Here is a 17,326-nt window from a genome sequence, read left to right on the forward strand (position 1 = left end):
CATGCTTTCGTGACGGGAAGCATGTTCTTTTTTTTCGTTGGACCGCTGATCTGGTGCGATGGTCATCACATTTGCGGAAAAAAACAGGTGACGAGGCTTTTGTATCGTGTTACAATTTCAATTGTTCGTAACACGAATAAAGAGAAGATGGAGTGAGGGCATTGGTGAAAAAAAAGGTTCGTTTGCTGGCTGTGCTGGGGATTGCCTTGAGCCTGATGGCGGCCGGCTGCACCCCTAAGACGCAGCACAATGCAGAAAGCGCGCAAGCTGCGCGGGATCAGCTAATACTGGCGGTCGGCTCCGAATCCGAAACGGGATTCGATCCGACAACAGGCTGGGGGCGTTACGGCTCGCCGCTGTTTCAGAGCACACTGCTCAAGCAGGACAATGAGATGAACATCATCCATGATTTGGCGACCGGCTACGACGTGAGCGCAGACGGCTTCATCTGGACGGTCAAGCTGCGCACCGACGCGAAGTTTTCGGATGGACAGCCGGTCACGGCGGCCGATGTGCAGTTTACATATGAAACCTCCGCCAAAAGCAATTCGGTGCTGGATTTGACGGTGATGAAATCGGTGGAAGCGGTAGATAACGCTACAGTGAAGTTCACGCTGAAGGAGCCGCAATCCACCTTCGTCTATTTGCTGGCCAGAACCGGGATTGTGCCGAAGCATGCTTACGGCAAGGATTATGCCGGGAAGCCGATCGGCTCCGGGCCGTACAAGCTGGTGCAGTGGGATAAAGGACAGCAGCTTATTGTGGAAGCCAATCCAGAATATTACGGCAAGAAGCCGGTTTTCAAACGGCTGACCTTCCTGTTCCTCAGTGAAGATGCCGCATTCGCCGCAGCCAAAGCGGGACAAGTGGATGTTTCCTACATTCCGGCATCGTTCAGCAAGCAGCAGGTGGCGGGGATGCGGCTGGAAGCGGTGCATTCCATCGACAACCGCGGCATCGCATTTCCGGTTGTGAAGTCGGGCGCCAGGAATAAGGACGGCAGCCCGGTCGGAAACGATGTCACCGCAGATATTGCTATCCGCAAGGCGATTAATACGGCGATTGACCGGAAGGCCCTGGTGAACGGCGTTCTCGAGGGCTATGGAACTCCGGCTTATACGGTGAATGACGGGATGCCCTGGTGGAACCCGCAGTCGGTCGTCCCCGACAATGATTTGAAGGCGGCGCAGCAGCTGCTTGGCGATGCCGGCTGGAAGGATGCCGACGGGGATGGAATTTTGGAAAAAGCGGGGCTGAAGGCGGAGTTTAACCTGCTTTATTTTGCCGGTGACATTACCCGCCAGTCGCTGGCGATTGCCGCGGCCGACATGATCAAGCCGCTGGGGATTAAAATGAACGTCAATGGCGTCAGCCGTGACGAAATCAAGAAGCAAATGCATGCTAACGCCGTACTGTTCGGCTGGGGCAGTCAGGACCCGCTGGAGATGATTAGCATTTACAGCAGCAAATATCGCGGTATCGATTACTACAATACGGGCTATTACAGCAATCCGGTTGTGGACGGATATCTGGAGCAGGGATTGAGGGCGGCTTCCCCGGAAGCGGCTCTGGAATTTTGGAAAAAAGCCCAATGGGACGGCCAGACCGGCCTGAGCGCCAAGGGAGATGCGCCGTGGGCGTGGCTGGTTAATATTGACCACCTGTATCTGGTGAAGGACGGCCTGGACATCGGGAAGCAGCGGCTGCATCCGCATGGGCACGGCTGGCCGGTGACAGACAATATTGAAGAATGGACATGGAGTAAATGAGCTTCGGATGGGTGCGTTTTTTGGTTCAAAAGAGCGTGAAGCTGTGTCTTCTGCTGGGGGCGGTCAGCACGGCCGCCTTCGTGCTTGTCCAAATCTCGCCGGTTGACCCGATTGAAGCGTATGTGGGTGCGGATATGATGATGGTCAGTCCGGAGCAGCGGGCTCAAATTGCACAGCACTGGGGGCTGGATAAGCCTCCTGCCGAGCGGTTTGTCACGTGGGCGGGCGCATTGGTTCAGGGCGATTTGGGCACGTCAATGATGTACCGGCGTCCGGTCGCGGAGGTGATTGGCGAACGCTTCGTGCAGTCGGTCGCTTTGATGAGCGTGTCCTGGCTGCTGTCCGGCCTAATCGGCTTTGCGGCGGGCGTAGTCGCGGCGATGAACAGGGACACCTGGATTGACCGGGCCATCAAGGGCTACTGCTTCGTTCTGGCCTCCACGCCGACCTTCTGGATGGGGCTGCTGCTCCTGATTGTATTTGCGGTTTGGCTCAGCTGGTTCCCGGTCGGATTAGGGGTCCCCATCGGCGTGCTGGCCGGGGAAGTGACGCTGCTGGACCGGCTGCAGCATATGATTTTGCCGGCGCTGACCTTGAGTATTGTCGGGGTGGCGGCAATTGCGCTGCACACCCGCCAGAAGCTGCTGGATGTGCTGGAAAGCGAATATGTGCTGTTCGCGCGGGCCCGGGGGGAACAAGGCTGGAGACTGTTTATGCGGCATGGGCTGCGCGGCGTGGCGCTGCCGGCGGTGACGCTCCAGTTTGCTTCCTTTAGCGAGCTGTTCGGCGGAGCCGTGCTGGCGGAGCAGGTATTCTCCTACCCGGGGCTTGGACAGGCAACGGTAGAGGCGGGCTTGCGGGGGGATGTGCCGCTTCTGCTCGGGCTGGTGCTGTTCAGTGCCTGCTTCGTGTTTACGGGAAATACGATTGCCGATCTGATTTACCGGCTGGTTGATCCGAGAATAAGGGAAGGGAGGCGTCTATGAAACGGCTGCTGCCCGGTCAGGCGCGCGGCAGGGGGATGACCGCCTCCTGGAACGGAAGACAGCGCGGTCTCCTGCTTACTGTTATCTGCATAGGGCTTATTGCGGGTATCTGGATTGCCGGTCCCCAGCTCGGTGCGGATGCGATTGCAGCCAAGCTGGAGTGGCGCAATCTGGCGCCCTCGCTTGCCCACCCGTTCGGAACGGACTGGCTTGGCCGGGATATGTTTACCCGCACGATAAAAGGCTTGTCGCTCAGTATACAGGTCGGCTTGCTGGCAGCCGGAATCAGCGTCCTCATTGCTGCGGCGCTTGGCATATCGGCCGCAGTTACGGGCCGGTGGCTGGACCGGCTGGTCACCGGGGTGATTGATATTTTTTTGAGTGTGCCGCATCTGGTCTCGCTGATCCTGATCTCCTTTGTGATGGGCGGCGGAGCCAGGGGGGTTATTGTCGGCGTGGCCTTGACCCATTGGCCGGCGCTGGCGCGGATTATCCGGGCCGAGGTGATCCAGCTGCGCAGCCGGGAGTATGTACAGATTTCACGGCAGCTCGGCAAAAGCCGGATGTGGATTGCCGTTCATCATCTCATGCCGCATGTGCTGCCGCAAATGGCCGTCGGCCTGCTGCTGCTGTTCCCGCATGCGATTCTGCATGAGGCGGCCATCAGCTTCCTGGGGCTGGGCCTATCGCCGCATGAGCCGGCGATCGGCATTATTTTGTCGGAGTCGATGCGCTATTTGTCCACCGGCATGTGGTGGCTGGCGTTTTTCCCGGGACTGAGCCTGCTTATGATTGTGCTGGCCTTCGATGCCGCAGGAGAGCAGCTGCGCAGGCTGCTGGACCCGCGTCAGTCTCAGGAATAGAAAGGAGCCGGTGCTATGAGTCCCACTCTGGAAGTGAAGAATCTGACTATATCGTTTCAACAGTACCGCGGCGGCTGGCGGCAAAGCGCAGCTTCGCCCATCCAGGGGCTGGACATCTCGGTGCAGGACGGAGAAGTGCTGGCTGTCGTGGGGGCAAGCGGATCGGGAAAAAGCCTGCTGGCGCACGCGATTCTGGGCATTCTGCCCCGCCATGCCGCTGTGACGGGCGCGATGCGCTTTCGCGGGCAGGAGCTCACGGCAGACCGGCTGGAGCAGCTTCGCGGGAAGGACATTGTGCTTGTGCCGCAGTCGGTCAATTTCCTGGACCCGTTGATGCGGGTCGGGGCGCAGGTCCGGCTGTCCGTCCGGGACGGGTCTGCGGTCGAGAAGCAGAGACAAGCGTTCGCCCGTTACGGGCTTGCGCGGAACGTCGAGAATCACTATCCGTTTCAGCTGTCCGGCGGCATGGCCCGGCGTGTGCTTGTTTCGACCGCGACGGTAAGCGGAGCCGGGCTAATTATTGCGGATGAGCCGACACCGGGGCTTGATGCCGAATCGCTGCGTGAGGCGCTCCGCTGCTTCCGCGAGCTTGCCGATCAAGGCAATGCGGTGCTGCTGATTACGCACGATTTGGAGTCGGCCCTTGATATCGCGGACAGGGTGGCGGTGTTTTATGCCGGGACGACGGTGGAATCGGCGCCTGCGTCCGATTTCCGCAGCGGCGGGGAACGGCTGCGGCATCCGTACACCCGGGCCTTGTGGCACGCGTTGCCGCAAAACGGGTTTACGCCGCTGCCCGGCGCGCAGCCGGACCCGGACAACCTGCCCCATGGCTGCTTGTTCGCCCCGCGCTGTGCGATGGCGACCGCCGAATGCGGCATAGAACGGCCGGTGCTGCGGGAGCTGCGCGGCGGAACGGTGAGGTGCATTCATGCTTCTTAAGGAACGGCGCAATGAGCAGCAGACTGCTGCGCCCATAGCGGATCGGGATAGCGGGCGCAGCACGCCGGCCGGCCCCCGGCTCGAAGGGGAGCACCTCGCCTACCGGCATGGAAGCCGGGAGCCCTGGCTGTTTCAGGGCATCAATATCGGGATTGGCGCCGGGGAGATTGTCGGGCTTGCCGGGCCGAGCGGCTGCGGCAAAACCTCGCTGGGCCGCCTGCTAGCCGGTTATGCCCGTCCCGGAGAGGGACGGGTCCTTCTGGACGGGCTGCCGTTATCCGGCCGCGGTTACTGTCCCGTGCAGCTCGTGTATCAGCATCCGGAGAAGGCGGTGAATCCCCGCTGGCGCATGCGCCGGATACTTGCAGAGAGCGGTACGCCGGACGGCTCGCTGCTGGAGCGGCTCGGCATCGAGGCACGCTGGCTGAACCGCTGGCCGGGCGAGCTGTCGGGCGGCGAGCTGCAGCGGTTTTGCGTTGCCCGGGCGCTTGGGCCGCAAACCCGCTTTCTCATCGCCGATGAGATGACGACGATGCTGGATGCCATGACGCAGGCGCAAATCTGGCACACGGTTCTGGAGGAGGCCCGCACACGGGGCATGGGCATTCTGGTCATCAGTCACGATCGGCATTTGATGAACCGTCTGTGTGATCGGATTGTAGAATGGAATGCTCTGACCGGGAAGCAGGCAGCGCAGATGCTCGGCCGATAGGAAGCGGGAGTACTTCCTGATAACCTTGATTGTCATCACCGTTTTCTGAGTAGGAATTTGGCGGAATATTCGCAAGAACCCTCATTCTTGTTGAATCTGCATGGTTTTATCAGCTTGTGAGGCGGATATTCATTCTTTTTTGGATGAAAGCCTTACAGCGTATTGACGTTTTTTGCGCAGGCTGGTATGATATTAGGTATGCACAAATTATAGGAGGTGTCCTCGATGCGCGTTGTTGTAACTTTGGCTTGCACCGAAACTGGGGATCGTAACTACACGACCACCAAAAACAAGAAGACTCATCCGCAGCGTATGGAATTGAAAAAATATTGCCCGCGCTTGAAACGGGTAACTTTGCACCGCGAAACCCGCTAATGGATGACAACCGCACCGGACAATTATGTTCGGTGTGTTTTTCACTTTTCGGATTTCAGATAACAAGGAAACGCTTCAGTTGATGATATATGAGTACGAGCGATGACAGGAACAGTAGTCTGCATGAGCGAATTCAGAGAGCCGGTGGAGGGTGTGAACCGGTGCAGCCTGCAGGTGAAGTGGGTCCTTGAGCATACGGGTGAACAGCCCCGTGCTTTGCCGGAGAGCGTCCGGCAGGCGGGTGTGAAGTAGTCCGGTCGGCAGCTCACCGTTATTTGAGCATTGGAGGCTTTGTGCTGTAAGCCGGCTCCTGTAAGCACGTACGGCGGCTGTTTGCCGCGGCAGTGCTGCTGCAAGGAGGCTGCAGGCAGGCATGAAGTAAACTAGGGTGGTACCACGGTCTTTCGTCCCTTCGGCGAAAGGCTTTTTTTGTTATATACATTTCTGATAAATTATCAGAAACCATTGGAGGGGTTACCTATGAAAAAAGTATTATCCGGCATCCAGCCCAGCGGCCGGCTGACCCTGGGCAACTACATCGGGGCTATGCGCAATTTCGTGGAGCTTCAGCATCAGGCGGAATGCTTCTTTATGGTGGTGGATCTGCACGCCATCACAGTGCCGCAGGAACCGGCCGCGCTGCGGGAGCAGTCCGAAGCCGTCGCCGCGCTGTTTATCGCGGCGGGCATTGACCCGGCCAAAGCCAACGTGTTTATGCAGTCGCATGTACGGGCGCACGCTGAGCTTGGATGGCTGCTGACGACGCTTTCCTATATGGGGGAGCTGGAGCGCATGACCCAGTTCAAGGACAAATCGGCCGGCAAGGATGCGATCGGCGCCGGTCTATTCGTGTATCCGTCTCTGATGGCGGCGGACATCCTGTTATACAATGCCGACCTGGTGCCGGTGGGCGACGACCAGAAGCAGCATCTGGAGCTGACCCGCGACTTGGCCGGCCGTTTCAATCACCGCTTCGGCGAAACCTTCACGATTCCGGAGCCTTACATTCCGAAGGTAGGGGCAAGAATTATGTCCCTGGACGATGCCTCCAAAAAAATGAGCAAAAGCAACCCAAACCAGGGCAGCTTCATTGCGCTTCTTGACACACCGGATGTCATCCGCAAAAAAATTAGCCGTGCTGTAACCGACTCCGGCCGCGAAGTGCGGTTTGATACAGCGGAGAAGCCGGAGGTCAGCAACCTGATCAGCATCTATGCCCAGTGCTCCGGCTTGACCGTAGCCGAGGTGGAAGCGCGTTATGAGGGACAAGGCTACGGCCCGTTCAAGAAGGACCTGGCGGAGCAGGTTGTCGGGGTGCTGGAGCCGATCCAGCAGCGCTACAACGACATTCGCGCTTCGGGTGAGATTGGCAAGCTGCTGAAGGAAGGGGCGGAGAAGGCTTCCGCCGTGGCTGATGCCACACTGCGCCAGGTCAAGGAACGGATGGGCTTCCTGCTGCCTTAATTCCATGCGCACGCGGAAAGTCCTGTGTATTCTTTGAAAATCCGATGGACCAGATACGAAAAGCAGCAAACGGGCTCTCCGCCGGCTTACCGGCAGAAAGCCCGTTTGCTGCTTTCTCTTGATTGGGCTGCGCAGGATTGCAATCGTGTACGGGCTATCGCTTGCGCCCCCGTGCCTTAATCACGAAGCCGACGAAGGCGACGGCCATGGAGGCCAGGAAGAAGAGCAGGGCTAGTCCGGGCCGCGCATAGCTGAGCGCAGCCCCGACGCCGACCAGCAGTGCGGTACAGAGCAGCGCGAGTACAAGAGCGGTTAATCGGTTCAAAATATTTTCACCTCTAGGATGTATATTCTTCTACAACGGTAACATACTAAGCTTGCAAGCTTGCAAAATACATCAAAGACGAATCGCGAATTGAAAGGAGTGCTTTCCTTATGGCAGGTCAATCTCGCAGCAGCAACTCTCTGGTGGTTCCTCAAGCTAACCAAGCGCTTCAACAATTGAAGTATGAGGTAGCTCAGGAGCTTGGCATTCAAATCCCTCAGGACGGGTATTATGGATACATGACCTCCCGTGACACCGGTTCTATCGGTGGTTACATCACGAAGCGTCTGGTTCAAATCGCGGAGCAGTCCATTGCTGGCAGCAACAGCTCTTTCCGTTAAGCCCATCCATAGGCACCAAAGATATAGCTCAAGGGGCATTCCCCTTGGGCTTTTCCCTGTTGTAAACAAGAGGAACGGGCATAGTATGACCATATGACTATGGATGACCGGTTACTTTCTATACAGCGTAAAACCCTGGGCGCTAAAAAAACTAGACAGGCCTGCCAACCGTCCTTACGGCCGCAGGCCCGCTGTTGTGTACCCGGCCTGCATTCGGCCACTCGCCATGGCCTGTGCGCCAGGCCAGAGGGGAGCAGAGCGAGCCGAACGGGCAACAGCTTGCATCAGATTCATTCCAGTTTTCAAATCATCTTTGCGCACCCGCGCGCAGCTCCCAGCGCGCGGTGCTTCGCTGCATGACGGCGGTCGGTCGACCACATACAGGCTGCACCGCCTGCAAGCGCCGCGCGCCGCGGAGGTCCAGACAGACGGCGGCCTAATAGCTGTCCATCCTTAGCCGTTTCTCCAGTCTGGTTTCGCTCAGCCAGCCGACATAGGTGTCCAGCGGGTTCAAGTCTCGATCCATAATTAAAACCCCGACACATGGATATTGCTTGCGGTGACGGTAGCGCACATCCGCCCAGCGGACCTCATAGCCCCAGGGATGCTCCTTGTATTCGGCGCATGCGTGGGAGGAGAAGTAGAGGAACGCTTTAATATCCGGGTGATTCCGGGAGGCCTCAATGGCCGGATGGCTGTGGGGGCGGACCTTGTCGATCCAGCGCACCTGGCCGTGGCGCAGCTCGCCCAGCTCATAGCTGCCGTCCGTTTTTTGCTTGACAATATTCCAAATGTACAGATTAATGGTTGGAATAAGCATATAGCGATCTCCGGGCTTATAGCCGGGATCGCGGCGCGGCATGCTGCGCTCGGCGACCGCATGAGCGGCGGTTCTCCATATATAATAGAGGGCAATCACGCTGTACAAAATAGGGAATATGACTTGCGGCTGCGCGAGCTTGACAGACCAGATGAAGATCGCCGCCAAGTGTGATACAAATATAAAAGGATCGAAGATATGGATAATGTTCCACGATATCCATTTACTTGTGAACGGGCGGGCAGCTTGCGTGCCATAGGTGTTGAACAGGTCGCTGAACACATGAAAGCTTACTGCAATCGTGGTCCACAGGGCCAAGTGCCACCAGGACGCAGCCGGGAAAATAAACCCGAGGACTGTCGTCAGGAGCAAGCTCCACAAGACTATAGCCGGCAGCGAGTGGGACTTGCCGCGGTGGTTGCGGATGTAAACGGCATTGCCCCGCAGCCGGAGCAGCCCGTCTGAATCCGGAGCTTGAGATCCAAGTACTGTGCCGAGAAGTACAGCGGTGGCTGTTGCGGAATCCGATGCGACGACAGGGTCGATGTAGGCTAACCCGGCCAGGCCAAAGCCGACCACAAGATGTGTGCCAGTATCCAATACAGGGTACCTCCCTAAGATGCGTACTTCCTACTATTTTAACATGATTCGGTCCAATTTAAATCAACAGGAGCTGAAAAAGTTGGTCAAAGTTTTGGTGGAATATAAAATTACTGTGGGTGGACTTGCGGAATATCGCGCTTTTATGAAGGATCTTACGGCAGCTTATCCGGATCTGGAATGGCTGGAGGGTGCAGACCAGCCCGGGTTGTTCGTCGAATCGTGGACCTTCGCCGGCCTGGCCGAAGCGAATCACTGGATCGCCCAGCGGCGGGACGGAAGCAGCCTGGATTGGAAGCCGCTGGAGCAATGGGTGGACGGCGGGAAAGCCAAGATTCATATGTGGCCTTTCATCCAGATGAATAGATGATGATAAAATAGTCCATATTTTGCAGCATGGATATCCATTGTAACGCTTTCTTATACCATGTAACCTTACATGTAGACCTAAACATGACGGAGGGAGCAAGGTGGAGAAGAAGCGGATTTTTTGGAGCTTTATCAAGGAACATAAGTCATCGTATGTAGTTGGCTTTGCATTATTGTCCATATCCTGTTTGCTGCAGCTCCTGATTCCGAAACTGCTCGGGGAATTCACCGATAAGCTGGAGCTGTCTCAGCTGACGTATCAGGAAGCGGTGAAGTACGCGCTGTGGATGATTGCCGCGGGCTTCGGTGTCGCGATTTTCCGTTCCAGCGGCCGTATCTCGCTTTACCGGCTGTCCAGAGTCATTGAAACGCGAGTGCGCGGCCAGCTGTTCCAGCACTGGGAGCGGCTGTCTGCACAATATTTCAACAATCAGCGGGTGGGGGACCTGATGTCCCATGCGATTAGTGATGTGGGTGTCATCCGCGAGGTCATGATGGGCGGCGTGTTCAACGTGCTGGAAGCGATTGTGCTTATTACCATTACGGTGGCGGCGATGGTGATGATGATTGACCCTTGGCTGACCGTGCTCACGATGCTTCCGCTGCCCTTGCTCAGTATTGTTGCTTATAAGTTTAACGGACGCATCCAGAAGCAGTCTGCCGATGTGCAGAATGCGGTGTCACGGCTTACGAGCCGGGTACAGGAATTCGTGGCCGGCATCCGGATTGTCAAAGCGTTCGTACAGGAAAAAGCGGAGCGGCGGCTGTTCTCGGAGGACAACGCTCATGCGGTCGAGATGAACCGCCGGTTCGTCCGGTCCAACTCGCTGTTCGGCGCGCTGAGCAGCGGGATTGTCGGCTTCAGCTTTCTGGTCTCGGTGGTGTTTGGCGGGATTTTGGTGCTCAAGGACACCATCTCGCTGGGTGATTTTGTCGCCTTTAACACCTACTTGTCGCTGCTGATGGGCCCCATTGAAAATTTGGGCAAGGTCGTCAACCAGCTGCAGCGGGGAGTTGCCTCGGAGAAGCGGCTGCTTGCAATTTTGAATACACAGCCTGAAGTTGTAGATGATACGGTTGCGGATGAATCGATTGACCACATCGACGGCGCTATTGAAATTCGCAACCTGACCTTCTCTTACCCGGAAGCGCCTGAACCGGCGCTCACGAATATTAATCTGAAGGTGCCCAAGGGCTCCAGTCTGGCAATCGTGGGCCGGGTGGGCAGCGGCAAAAGCACGCTGGTGCATTTGCTGGTCCGGCTGTATAACTCGCCGCCCGGCACCGTATTTATCGATGGCCGGGATATTCATGAAATTCCGCTGCGCACGCTGCGGAGCCAGATTGGCATTGTGCCGCAGGACCAGTTTCTGTTCTCCTCCACGATTCGGGATAACATCGGCTTCGATCCGCGTCCGTATTCGGATGAGCAGGTGGAGACGGCTGCAAGGCTTGCCCAGGTATACGACAATATCGTGGAATTCCCCAAGCAGTTTGACACGGCGTTAGGAGAGCGGGGCATTTCCTTGTCCGGGGGCCAGCGGCAGCGGGTCAGCATTGCCCGGGCGGTCATCAAGCAGCCGTCCATCCTCATCTTTGACGACAGCTTGTCGGCTGTCGACACGGTGACGGAGGATTTGATTTTGCAGGGAATGAAATCGGTGATGCAGGGACGAACGACCATCATTATCGGCCACCGCATCTCGTCGGTGCAGGGCGCGGACCAGATTATTTTGCTGGAGGACGGCTGCATTGTCGAGCAGGGGACACACGAGTCTCTGCTGCTGGAGGACGGCTTGTATGCGGATATGTACCGCAAGCAGATGCTGGATGAGGAAGCGGAGCGCGTAGAACAGAAAGAGTATGCCCGGGAGCCGCAGCGTTCTTTGCAGACAGGACTCGCCGCAGGCAAGCTGCAGCAGGGAGGTGCCCGGGGATGAGTATTCAAGATGAACGGGAATATACGGAGCTGAAGGATTCTCAGCTTCTGGCCAGACTGCTGTCCTACGCCAAGCCGTATTGGAAAATGATTGCGCTTTGTATGCTGCTTGCCCTGGTGACGGTTGTGGCCGATCTGGCCCGCCCGTATATTATCAAGGTGGCGATTGACGATCATATCAGCGGGCTGCAGAAGCCGATGCTGGCTGTGCCGGAAGCGCAAAAGAGCGAGCTGGAGCAGTACGGCAAGATCATCGAATGGGATCATTTCGCCTACGTCCGTCAGGAGAACGCGCTGCAGGAAGTGCCGAAGGGACTGCAGAAGGCGATGATTGTCGAGGCAGACGGCAGGAAGGTCATGATCCGCGACTGGGTCGACCCTTCGGGGTCAACACAGCTTGTGGAACGGGGAGAGCATTTGTACCTTGCGGCGGACGGCCGCGAGCTGCTGGCCGAGCCGCTTGGCCGGGAGGCGCTTGACGTGTTCCACGGGCAGGATTATGAAGGCTTTGCCGTACTCGGCGTCTTGTTCCTGCTCACCGTCGTCGGGGCGTCCGTGCTGAGCTATTTGCAAAGCAACCTGCTGCAATATACGGGGCAAACCATTATTTATAACATCCGGGAGCAATTGTTCCGCCATCTAAGCAAAATGCATATGGGCTATTTCGACCGCAACCCGGTCGGCAGGCTTGTCGTGCGGGTGACGCAGGATACGGAGACGCTGAACCAGCTGTACACGCAGGTCGTCGTCAATCTGATTAAGGACTGTCTGGTGCTGCTCGGCATCTTCATCGTCATGCTGCAGCTGAGCGTGAAGCTGACCTTGCTGTCCTTCACGGTCATTCCGGTGCTGGCGGTCATGACGTTCTGGTACCGCCGGGTGCAGCGTGAGGCCCAGCGGGACACGCGCACCATTTTGGCCCGGTTGAATTCCTTCTTGTCGGAGAACCTGTCCGGGATGCGCATCACGCAGCTGTTTATCCGGGAGGAGCGCCAGTGGGAGCAGTTTAACAAGCATAACCAGGATCATTACCGGGCAGGGATGCGGGGAACGATTATCAACTCCATTTTCCAGCCGGCGATCGGGTTTCTCGGCAATATCTCGATTGCGCTGCTCATATGGTACGGCGGGGGCGCGGTGCTGGACGGCGGAATTACGTTTGGGGTCGTGTATGCTTTTACCCATTATGTACGCCAATTTTTCAATCCGTTGATGAGTCTGGCGGAGAAGTACAACCAGATTCAGACGGCGATGGTCGGCGCGGAGCGTATCTTCGGCATGCTGTCGGAGCAGCCTGCAATTGTAGACCAAGCGGAGACCAAGCGGCTGCCGAAGCAGGTTCGCGGCGAGATTGAATTTGACGGTGTCTGGTTTGCCTACAACAACGAGGAATGGGTGCTGAAGGATGTGAGCTTCAAGATTCAGCCGGGGCAGACCGTGGCGTTCGTCGGGGCGACGGGAGCGGGCAAAAGCTCCATCATTCAGCTGATCAACCGTTTCTACGATATTCAAAAAGGGAGCATCCGGCTTGACGGCATAGACATCCGCGATATTCCGCTGGACCAGCTTCGGCATTACATCCGTGTTGTGCAGCAGGATGTCTTCCTGTTCACCGGGGACATCAAGCACAATATCCGGCTGAACAGCACGGAGATTAGCGATGCTCAGGTAGTGGAAGCGGCAAGGATGGTGCATATGGATGAGTACATCCGCAAGCTGCCGCAGGGCTATGAGACGCTGCTTGGCGAGCGCGGCGTAAACCTGTCGCTCGGCCAGCGCCAGCTGCTGTCCTTTGCCCGGGCGATTGCTTACAGGCCGCAAATATTGATTTTGGATGAGGCGACCTCCAATATCGATACGGAGACAGAGCTGGTCGTTCAGGATGCGCTGCATAACATCTCCAAGGGGCGCACGACGCTCGTGGTCGCGCACCGGCTGTCGACCATTCAGCACGCCGATCAAATTATCGTCATGCACAAAGGGAAGGTCCGCGAAATCGGGAATCACTTCCAGCTGCTGGCCCAGCAGGGGTATTACTACCGCTTGTTTGAGCTTCAGTACAAGGATCAGCAGATGTTGGAGAAGGCGAAGTAGCTGTTATTTGGGGAAAACTCTTACTTATAATTCGTGAGCTGGTTGTTGTAATTATGGAGAAATATAATGATGCATCGATATTCACCTATACGTTGATTCTAGCAATCAGTAAGTTTGGTCTGGGCCTTAGGGTTCGGGCCTTTTTTATATATTTCTCGGCTCAACCTATAAGAAGTTATTATGGATCGGAAACCAAAAGGCTCACCTGAACAATTACCATAGTTCTGATGCATCTACGAGGCTGGCCGGGACTGCCGGGTGATTTATTTTACAGCCACAATCCGCAGTCTTTTATAATCCGCAAACCAGGAGCCCTGCCGGAACAAAGCCGGTCTGACCGCCGCTGCGATTTGATCATAGAGACGGGTTTTGGCGGACTCGTCAAAGCCGCTGAAAAACGCATCAGCAAACCCGTTCAACCAGTGGGCCAGCCCCTGCTCTCCGTCCTCAAGCATGGTGGGGCGATCAAAATGAACCGCGTAGGTGACGCGAAAGCCTTGACGCTCCAGCAGCTCGCTGTATTGTCCAATACTGGGAAAATACCACGGGTTGCGCTTAGTCGCATCTATGCCGTAGTCCCGAGCCAGAATGCCGGACAAGGCGTTTATAAGGCTGCCGACGTTGTCTTTTCCTCCGAATTCAGCCACGAACCGGCCGCCGGGCGCAAGCGCGTTCCAAACCGAGGCGATGACGTCCGGCGCACGCTTTGCCCAGTGCAGGGCGGCATTGGAGAAGACGGCCTGCACCGGCTCATCCAGAGTAAATTGCTCCGCATTGCCGATCAAAAAAGGAATGCCCGTATACTTTGCCCGGGCCTGCTCAATCATCGGAACGGATAAATCCAGGCCAGTAACATGCGCCCCGGTTTGGGCAATCTGATAGGTCAAATCTCCCGTGCCGCACCCCAAATCCAGTATACGTTCCCCCGGCCGGGCATCCAGCAGCTCAACCACCCCTTTCCCCCATTGGGAGACATAGCCCAGCTTCGCATCATACATTTCCGGCTTCCAGCTCTGTGGCGAATTCATGACAGGCATCCTCCTTACGATGAATTGCCTTCATTGTAGTATAGCAGCGTCATATTGAAAAATATATAAAACAAATAGCGTTGATAGGTTAAAGCTATGAACGAGCGCTCTTAACCCCGCTGAAGCTGATTATGCAGCAGGGTTGTCCTGCATGTCCGGTTATCGGGAGCGCTGCAATTGAATAACCATGCATCAGAAAAAGGATTCCGGGCCGATTTGTTGAACATTAAAGTTGAACATGAAATTAGAGAGCGGTTGCACCCGTTTCCCGGTTTACTTCGGGAGCAGGGACCGGTTCATTGAAAGCGGACACATGCCTATGCTCGATCTCAAGCCATATCCAAGCTGTACAGAAGGTGGGGGAAAGGAACACATGCTGAAGCATATCCAGCAAATGAAGTATTATCCGGCGGATACCCAGACACGGCTTGTTTTCACGATGACGATTTTCGTCTCCTTTATTATTCTTGCAGTCAGCCTTACCTCCTATTACACCTCGAAAGCGGTGCTTCAAAGTGAACTGAGCGCCCCCCAGCATCAAGCCCTGCAAATTGGGATGAATTATATCGACAAATTTATTCAGGACACCAATAACACCTCCATTAAGGTGGCGCTGCATCCCAATGTGTACCGGTTTCTGACGATGGAGGAGCAAAATTCCTACAGCAACATTAACGAGCTGTACCAATTCCTCGGAACGCTTCTTGATAATTCACCCTATTTGGAAAGCATCTATATTTATGACCGGATGCACGACAGCTTCGTTGCATTTCCGCAGGGCTTCAGCTCACGGTCCCTTACATTCGCCGATTCCAGCTGGATCGACATTGCGGACCAGTTCGGGGACAAGGTGATGCTGGTTCGCCCGCGCATCGCTCCGGCCGCTGTACGCAATTCGGGTACGGACAAGATCACGCTGTTTCGAAAAATTTTGATTCAGGGAGAATTCAAGGGAATCATCGCGGTCAATTTCAAAAGCGATCAGCTGCTGATGAATATGCAGCCGGATTATGTATCCGGCTTGAACCGTATGCAGTTTATTCTGGACCAGAACGGCGAGCTGGTTTATTCGGCCGGGGTGGGGACGGTCAATGCCAGGATTGTAAAGGAAGCGCTGTCAAGATTGGGCGGCGAGCCGTTCGGAGATTACGTGCAGGACGGCGATCGCCTGCTGATCTCGCATGTCCGCTCCCCGCTGACAGAATGGGATTACGTGTCGCTCGTTTCCCAGGACAGCTTGCTTGCCAAATCCATCGTGATACGGGACGTGGTGCTGGCCGTCTCCTTTGCCGCGTTACTGCTTGGCGGCGTGGCAATCTTCTATACGCATTCAGTGGCGTTCAAGCCGGTTCGGCGCATGCGTAAAATGCTCACCACTTACGGACAGGCGGAAGTGAGCCCGGATTTAGTGGGGCTGGAGCATATCACGGGGAAGCTGCTGAACGATCACGACAAGCTGTCCCGATTGGTCCGGCAAACCATGCCCGAGGCCTCGCTTAAATTTATACAGGATCTGTTTACCGGGAATTTGAAGTCCCGGAAAGAATTAGAGCAGAAATGGACGAGCTACTTCCCGGACTGGACGGATGCTCCGCTGACGGCGGCTGTCATCTCCATCGATCGGTATCCGGAGTGGGCCGGCCGGCTTCCGGAGCAGGACCAGGTGCTGCTCAAATATGCGCTGACGAACATCATGGAGGAGCTGTTGTCTGCGAGCTGGCGCAGTGTCTGCCTGGACCTGGGCCACGACCGTATCGCCATTGTGCTGCAGCCTGCCGACGGAGCGGGCCCGCCGCTAAAGCACAAGCTCGATGAAGCGGCGCAAGTCGTCCGGCGCCTGCTCAATTTCAGCGTATCTGCGGGCTTCAGCAAGCCTTATGCCGATGCGGGCAAGCTGAAGCAGGCCATTCACGAAGCGGACGATGCGCTTGGATACCGATTGTATTTCGGTTACGGCAGCATGGTGTCTTACGAGGACGTGGCCGATTGCGGGATGGGGCAGGGAAATGCCGCGGAAGAAGCGATTCAGGAGCTGCTTGAGGCGGTCGAGACCGGTTCGGAGGAGCGTGCGCTTCGTATGGCGGAACGGCTGTTGAACGGGATTCGCGAGGAACAGTGGGAGCCTTCCGCAGCAAGAAGCTTCCTGCGGGAGCTGGCCGCCAAGCTGAGCCGTACCGCCCGCAGCAAGGAGCTGTCCGGTGCAGAGGAGAGCGAGGAGCCGCGCTCCTATGAAGCCCTGACACTGGAGGATATCGCGGCGCTTGTGCTGGCGGAGGCGAAGCGTGTGGCGGCGCAGTACGCAGATATGATGCAAAGCAAGGAATTCATCATGGTGCAGCACATGATGGAATTCATGAAGAAGCATCTGGGCGACAATGTAGGCGTACAGGAAATCGCCTCCTCCATCGGCATCAGTGTCAGCCTGGCAAGTCAAATGTTCAAGCAGGAAACAAACGAAACCATCCATGAATACTTGACGAAGCTGCGGATGGAGCGGGCAGGGGAGCTGCTGATCGAAACCACGAGCAAAATTTCGGATATTGCCCTGCAGGTCGGCTACCAGCATGAGAACAGCTTCATCCGCGTATTTCGCAAATATAAGGACATCACGCCCGGAAAGTATAGGGAGCTGATGCGTAATCATGAAGCCGCATTAAATCAACTGAATTCTTAAAGCTGCTTATTCAAGGCCTCTCTGA

At 56.4% G+C, this 17,326-nt stretch carries 16 protein-coding genes; 13 read left to right on the forward strand and 3 right to left on the reverse strand.

The window, feature by feature from the left end; all coding sequences use genetic code 11:
- Window positions 1-215: 215 nt before the first annotated feature.
- The 8 genes from WBG83_RS06655 to trpS all read left to right on the forward strand — a co-directional run bounded on the left by WBG83_RS06655 (window position 216) and on the right by trpS (window position 7,111).
- Window positions 216-1,769: an ABC transporter substrate-binding protein gene (locus tag WBG83_RS06655; protein ID WP_336743953.1), complete on the forward strand. Its 1,554-nt coding sequence runs from the start codon at window positions 216-218 to the stop codon at window positions 1,767-1,769.
- The gene (locus WBG83_RS06660) at window positions 1,766-2,755 is read left to right on the forward strand and encodes an ABC transporter permease (RefSeq protein WP_336743781.1); all 990 of its coding nucleotides are present in this window, start codon (window positions 1,766-1,768) and stop codon (window positions 2,753-2,755) included. Before WBG83_RS06655 ends, WBG83_RS06660 begins: the two co-directional genes overlap by 4 nt.
- Window positions 2,752-3,618, forward strand: a complete 867-nt coding sequence (locus WBG83_RS06665; protein WP_336743782.1) for an ABC transporter permease — start codon at window positions 2,752-2,754, stop codon at window positions 3,616-3,618. Before WBG83_RS06660 ends, WBG83_RS06665 begins: the two co-directional genes overlap by 4 nt.
- A 15-nt stretch (window positions 3,619-3,633) precedes the next feature.
- Window positions 3,634-4,560: an ABC transporter ATP-binding protein gene (locus WBG83_RS06670; protein ID WP_336743784.1), complete on the forward strand. Its 927-nt coding sequence runs from the start codon at window positions 3,634-3,636 to the stop codon at window positions 4,558-4,560.
- A complete protein-coding gene (locus WBG83_RS06675; protein ID WP_336743786.1) occupies window positions 4,550-5,272 on the forward strand; it encodes an ABC transporter ATP-binding protein in 723 nt (240 codons plus the stop codon). Before WBG83_RS06670 ends, WBG83_RS06675 begins: the two co-directional genes overlap by 11 nt.
- A 225-nt stretch (window positions 5,273-5,497) precedes the next feature.
- A complete protein-coding gene (gene rpmG / locus WBG83_RS06680) occupies window positions 5,498-5,647 on the forward strand; it encodes a 50S ribosomal protein L33 (protein ID WP_336743788.1) in 150 nt (49 codons plus the stop codon).
- 123 nt (window positions 5,648-5,770) lie between these two features.
- Window positions 5,771-5,899, forward strand: coding sequence for a hypothetical protein (locus tag WBG83_RS06685; RefSeq protein WP_336743789.1), 129 nt, complete (start codon window positions 5,771-5,773; stop codon window positions 5,897-5,899).
- Window positions 5,900-6,127: 228 nt separating this feature from the next.
- Window positions 6,128-7,111, forward strand: a complete 984-nt coding sequence (gene trpS, locus WBG83_RS06690) for a tryptophan--tRNA ligase (RefSeq protein WP_336743791.1) — start codon at window positions 6,128-6,130, stop codon at window positions 7,109-7,111.
- 154 nt (window positions 7,112-7,265) lie between these two features.
- Here the strand turns inward: trpS and WBG83_RS06695 are convergent, their stop codons facing one another.
- Window positions 7,266-7,436 carry a hypothetical protein gene (locus WBG83_RS06695; RefSeq protein ID WP_336743792.1) on the reverse strand — a complete coding sequence of 57 codons (171 nt, stop codon included), beginning with the start codon at window positions 7,434-7,436 and terminating at the stop codon, window positions 7,266-7,268.
- Between the two features lie 110 nt (window positions 7,437-7,546).
- Between WBG83_RS06695 and WBG83_RS06700 the strand changes: the two genes are divergently transcribed.
- Window positions 7,547-7,777 (forward strand): alpha/beta-type small acid-soluble spore protein, encoded by a 231-nt coding sequence (locus tag WBG83_RS06700; RefSeq protein ID WP_336743794.1) that lies wholly within the window; start codon window positions 7,547-7,549, stop codon window positions 7,775-7,777.
- A gap of 436 nt (window positions 7,778-8,213) precedes the next feature.
- Here the strand turns inward: WBG83_RS06700 and WBG83_RS06705 are convergent, their stop codons facing one another.
- Entirely contained in the window at window positions 8,214-9,197 is a 984-nt protein-coding gene (locus WBG83_RS06705) for a metal-dependent hydrolase (protein WP_336743796.1), read from the reverse strand.
- Window positions 9,198-9,279: 82 nt separating this feature from the next.
- On the opposite strand from WBG83_RS06705, the gene WBG83_RS06710 reads away from it, so the two are divergent.
- From WBG83_RS06710 to WBG83_RS06720, 3 genes are all read left to right on the forward strand, one after another.
- Window positions 9,280-9,567 (forward strand): hypothetical protein, encoded by a 288-nt coding sequence (locus WBG83_RS06710; RefSeq protein WP_336743798.1) that lies wholly within the window; start codon window positions 9,280-9,282, stop codon window positions 9,565-9,567.
- 100 nt (window positions 9,568-9,667) lie between these two features.
- Window positions 9,668-11,506 carry an ABC transporter ATP-binding protein gene (locus WBG83_RS06715; protein WP_336743800.1) on the forward strand — a complete coding sequence of 613 codons (1,839 nt, stop codon included), beginning with the start codon at window positions 9,668-9,670 and terminating at the stop codon, window positions 11,504-11,506.
- Window positions 11,503-13,599, forward strand: coding sequence for an ABC transporter ATP-binding protein (locus WBG83_RS06720; protein ID WP_336743801.1), 2,097 nt, complete (start codon window positions 11,503-11,505; stop codon window positions 13,597-13,599). Before WBG83_RS06715 ends, WBG83_RS06720 begins: the two co-directional genes overlap by 4 nt.
- Before the next feature lie 263 nt (window positions 13,600-13,862).
- Here the strand turns inward: WBG83_RS06720 and WBG83_RS06725 are convergent, their stop codons facing one another.
- Entirely contained in the window at window positions 13,863-14,627 is a 765-nt protein-coding gene (locus tag WBG83_RS06725; protein WP_336743804.1) for a methyltransferase domain-containing protein, read from the reverse strand.
- Between the two features lie 373 nt (window positions 14,628-15,000).
- Here WBG83_RS06725 and WBG83_RS06730 point away from each other — a divergent pair, with 373 nt between their 5' ends.
- The gene (locus WBG83_RS06730; RefSeq protein ID WP_336743806.1) at window positions 15,001-17,301 is read left to right on the forward strand and encodes a helix-turn-helix domain-containing protein; all 2,301 of its coding nucleotides are present in this window, start codon (window positions 15,001-15,003) and stop codon (window positions 17,299-17,301) included.
- Window positions 17,302-17,326 lie beyond the last annotated feature (25 nt).

The sequence above is a fragment of the Paenibacillus sp. y28 genome (assembly GCF_037137075.1).
Lineage (GTDB): Bacteria > Bacillota > Bacilli > Paenibacillales > NBRC-103111 > JBBBNV01.

Excerpts from the sequence above, each read along its gene's own strand:
- WBG83_RS06670 (WP_336743784.1), top strand. The coding sequence starts at position 3,634 with ATGAGTCCCACTCTGGAAGTGAAGAATCTGACTATATCGTTTCAACAG.
- WBG83_RS06700 (WP_336743794.1), top strand. The coding sequence starts at position 7,547 with ATGGCAGGTCAATCTCGCAGCAGCAACTCTCTGGTGGTTCCTCAAGCT.
- rpmG (WP_336743788.1), top strand. The coding sequence starts at position 5,498 with ATGCGCGTTGTTGTAACTTTGGCTTGCACCGAAACTGGGGATCGTAAC.
- WBG83_RS06675 (WP_336743786.1), top strand. The coding sequence starts at position 4,550 with ATGCTTCTTAAGGAACGGCGCAATGAGCAGCAGACTGCTGCGCCCATA.
- WBG83_RS06730 (WP_336743806.1), top strand. The coding sequence starts at position 15,001 with ATGCTGAAGCATATCCAGCAAATGAAGTATTATCCGGCGGATACCCAG.
- WBG83_RS06720 (WP_336743801.1), top strand. The coding sequence starts at position 11,503 with ATGAGTATTCAAGATGAACGGGAATATACGGAGCTGAAGGATTCTCAG.
- trpS (WP_336743791.1), top strand. The coding sequence starts at position 6,128 with ATGAAAAAAGTATTATCCGGCATCCAGCCCAGCGGCCGGCTGACCCTG.
- WBG83_RS06660 (WP_336743781.1), top strand. The coding sequence starts at position 1,766 with ATGAGCTTCGGATGGGTGCGTTTTTTGGTTCAAAAGAGCGTGAAGCTG.
- WBG83_RS06685 (WP_336743789.1), top strand. The coding sequence starts at position 5,771 with ATGAGCGAATTCAGAGAGCCGGTGGAGGGTGTGAACCGGTGCAGCCTG.
- WBG83_RS06655 (WP_336743953.1), top strand. The coding sequence starts at position 216 with ATGGCGGCCGGCTGCACCCCTAAGACGCAGCACAATGCAGAAAGCGCG.
- WBG83_RS06725 (WP_336743804.1), bottom strand. The coding sequence starts at position 14,627 with ATGAATTCGCCACAGAGCTGGAAGCCGGAAATGTATGATGCGAAGCTG.
- WBG83_RS06665 (WP_336743782.1), top strand. The coding sequence starts at position 2,752 with ATGAAACGGCTGCTGCCCGGTCAGGCGCGCGGCAGGGGGATGACCGCC.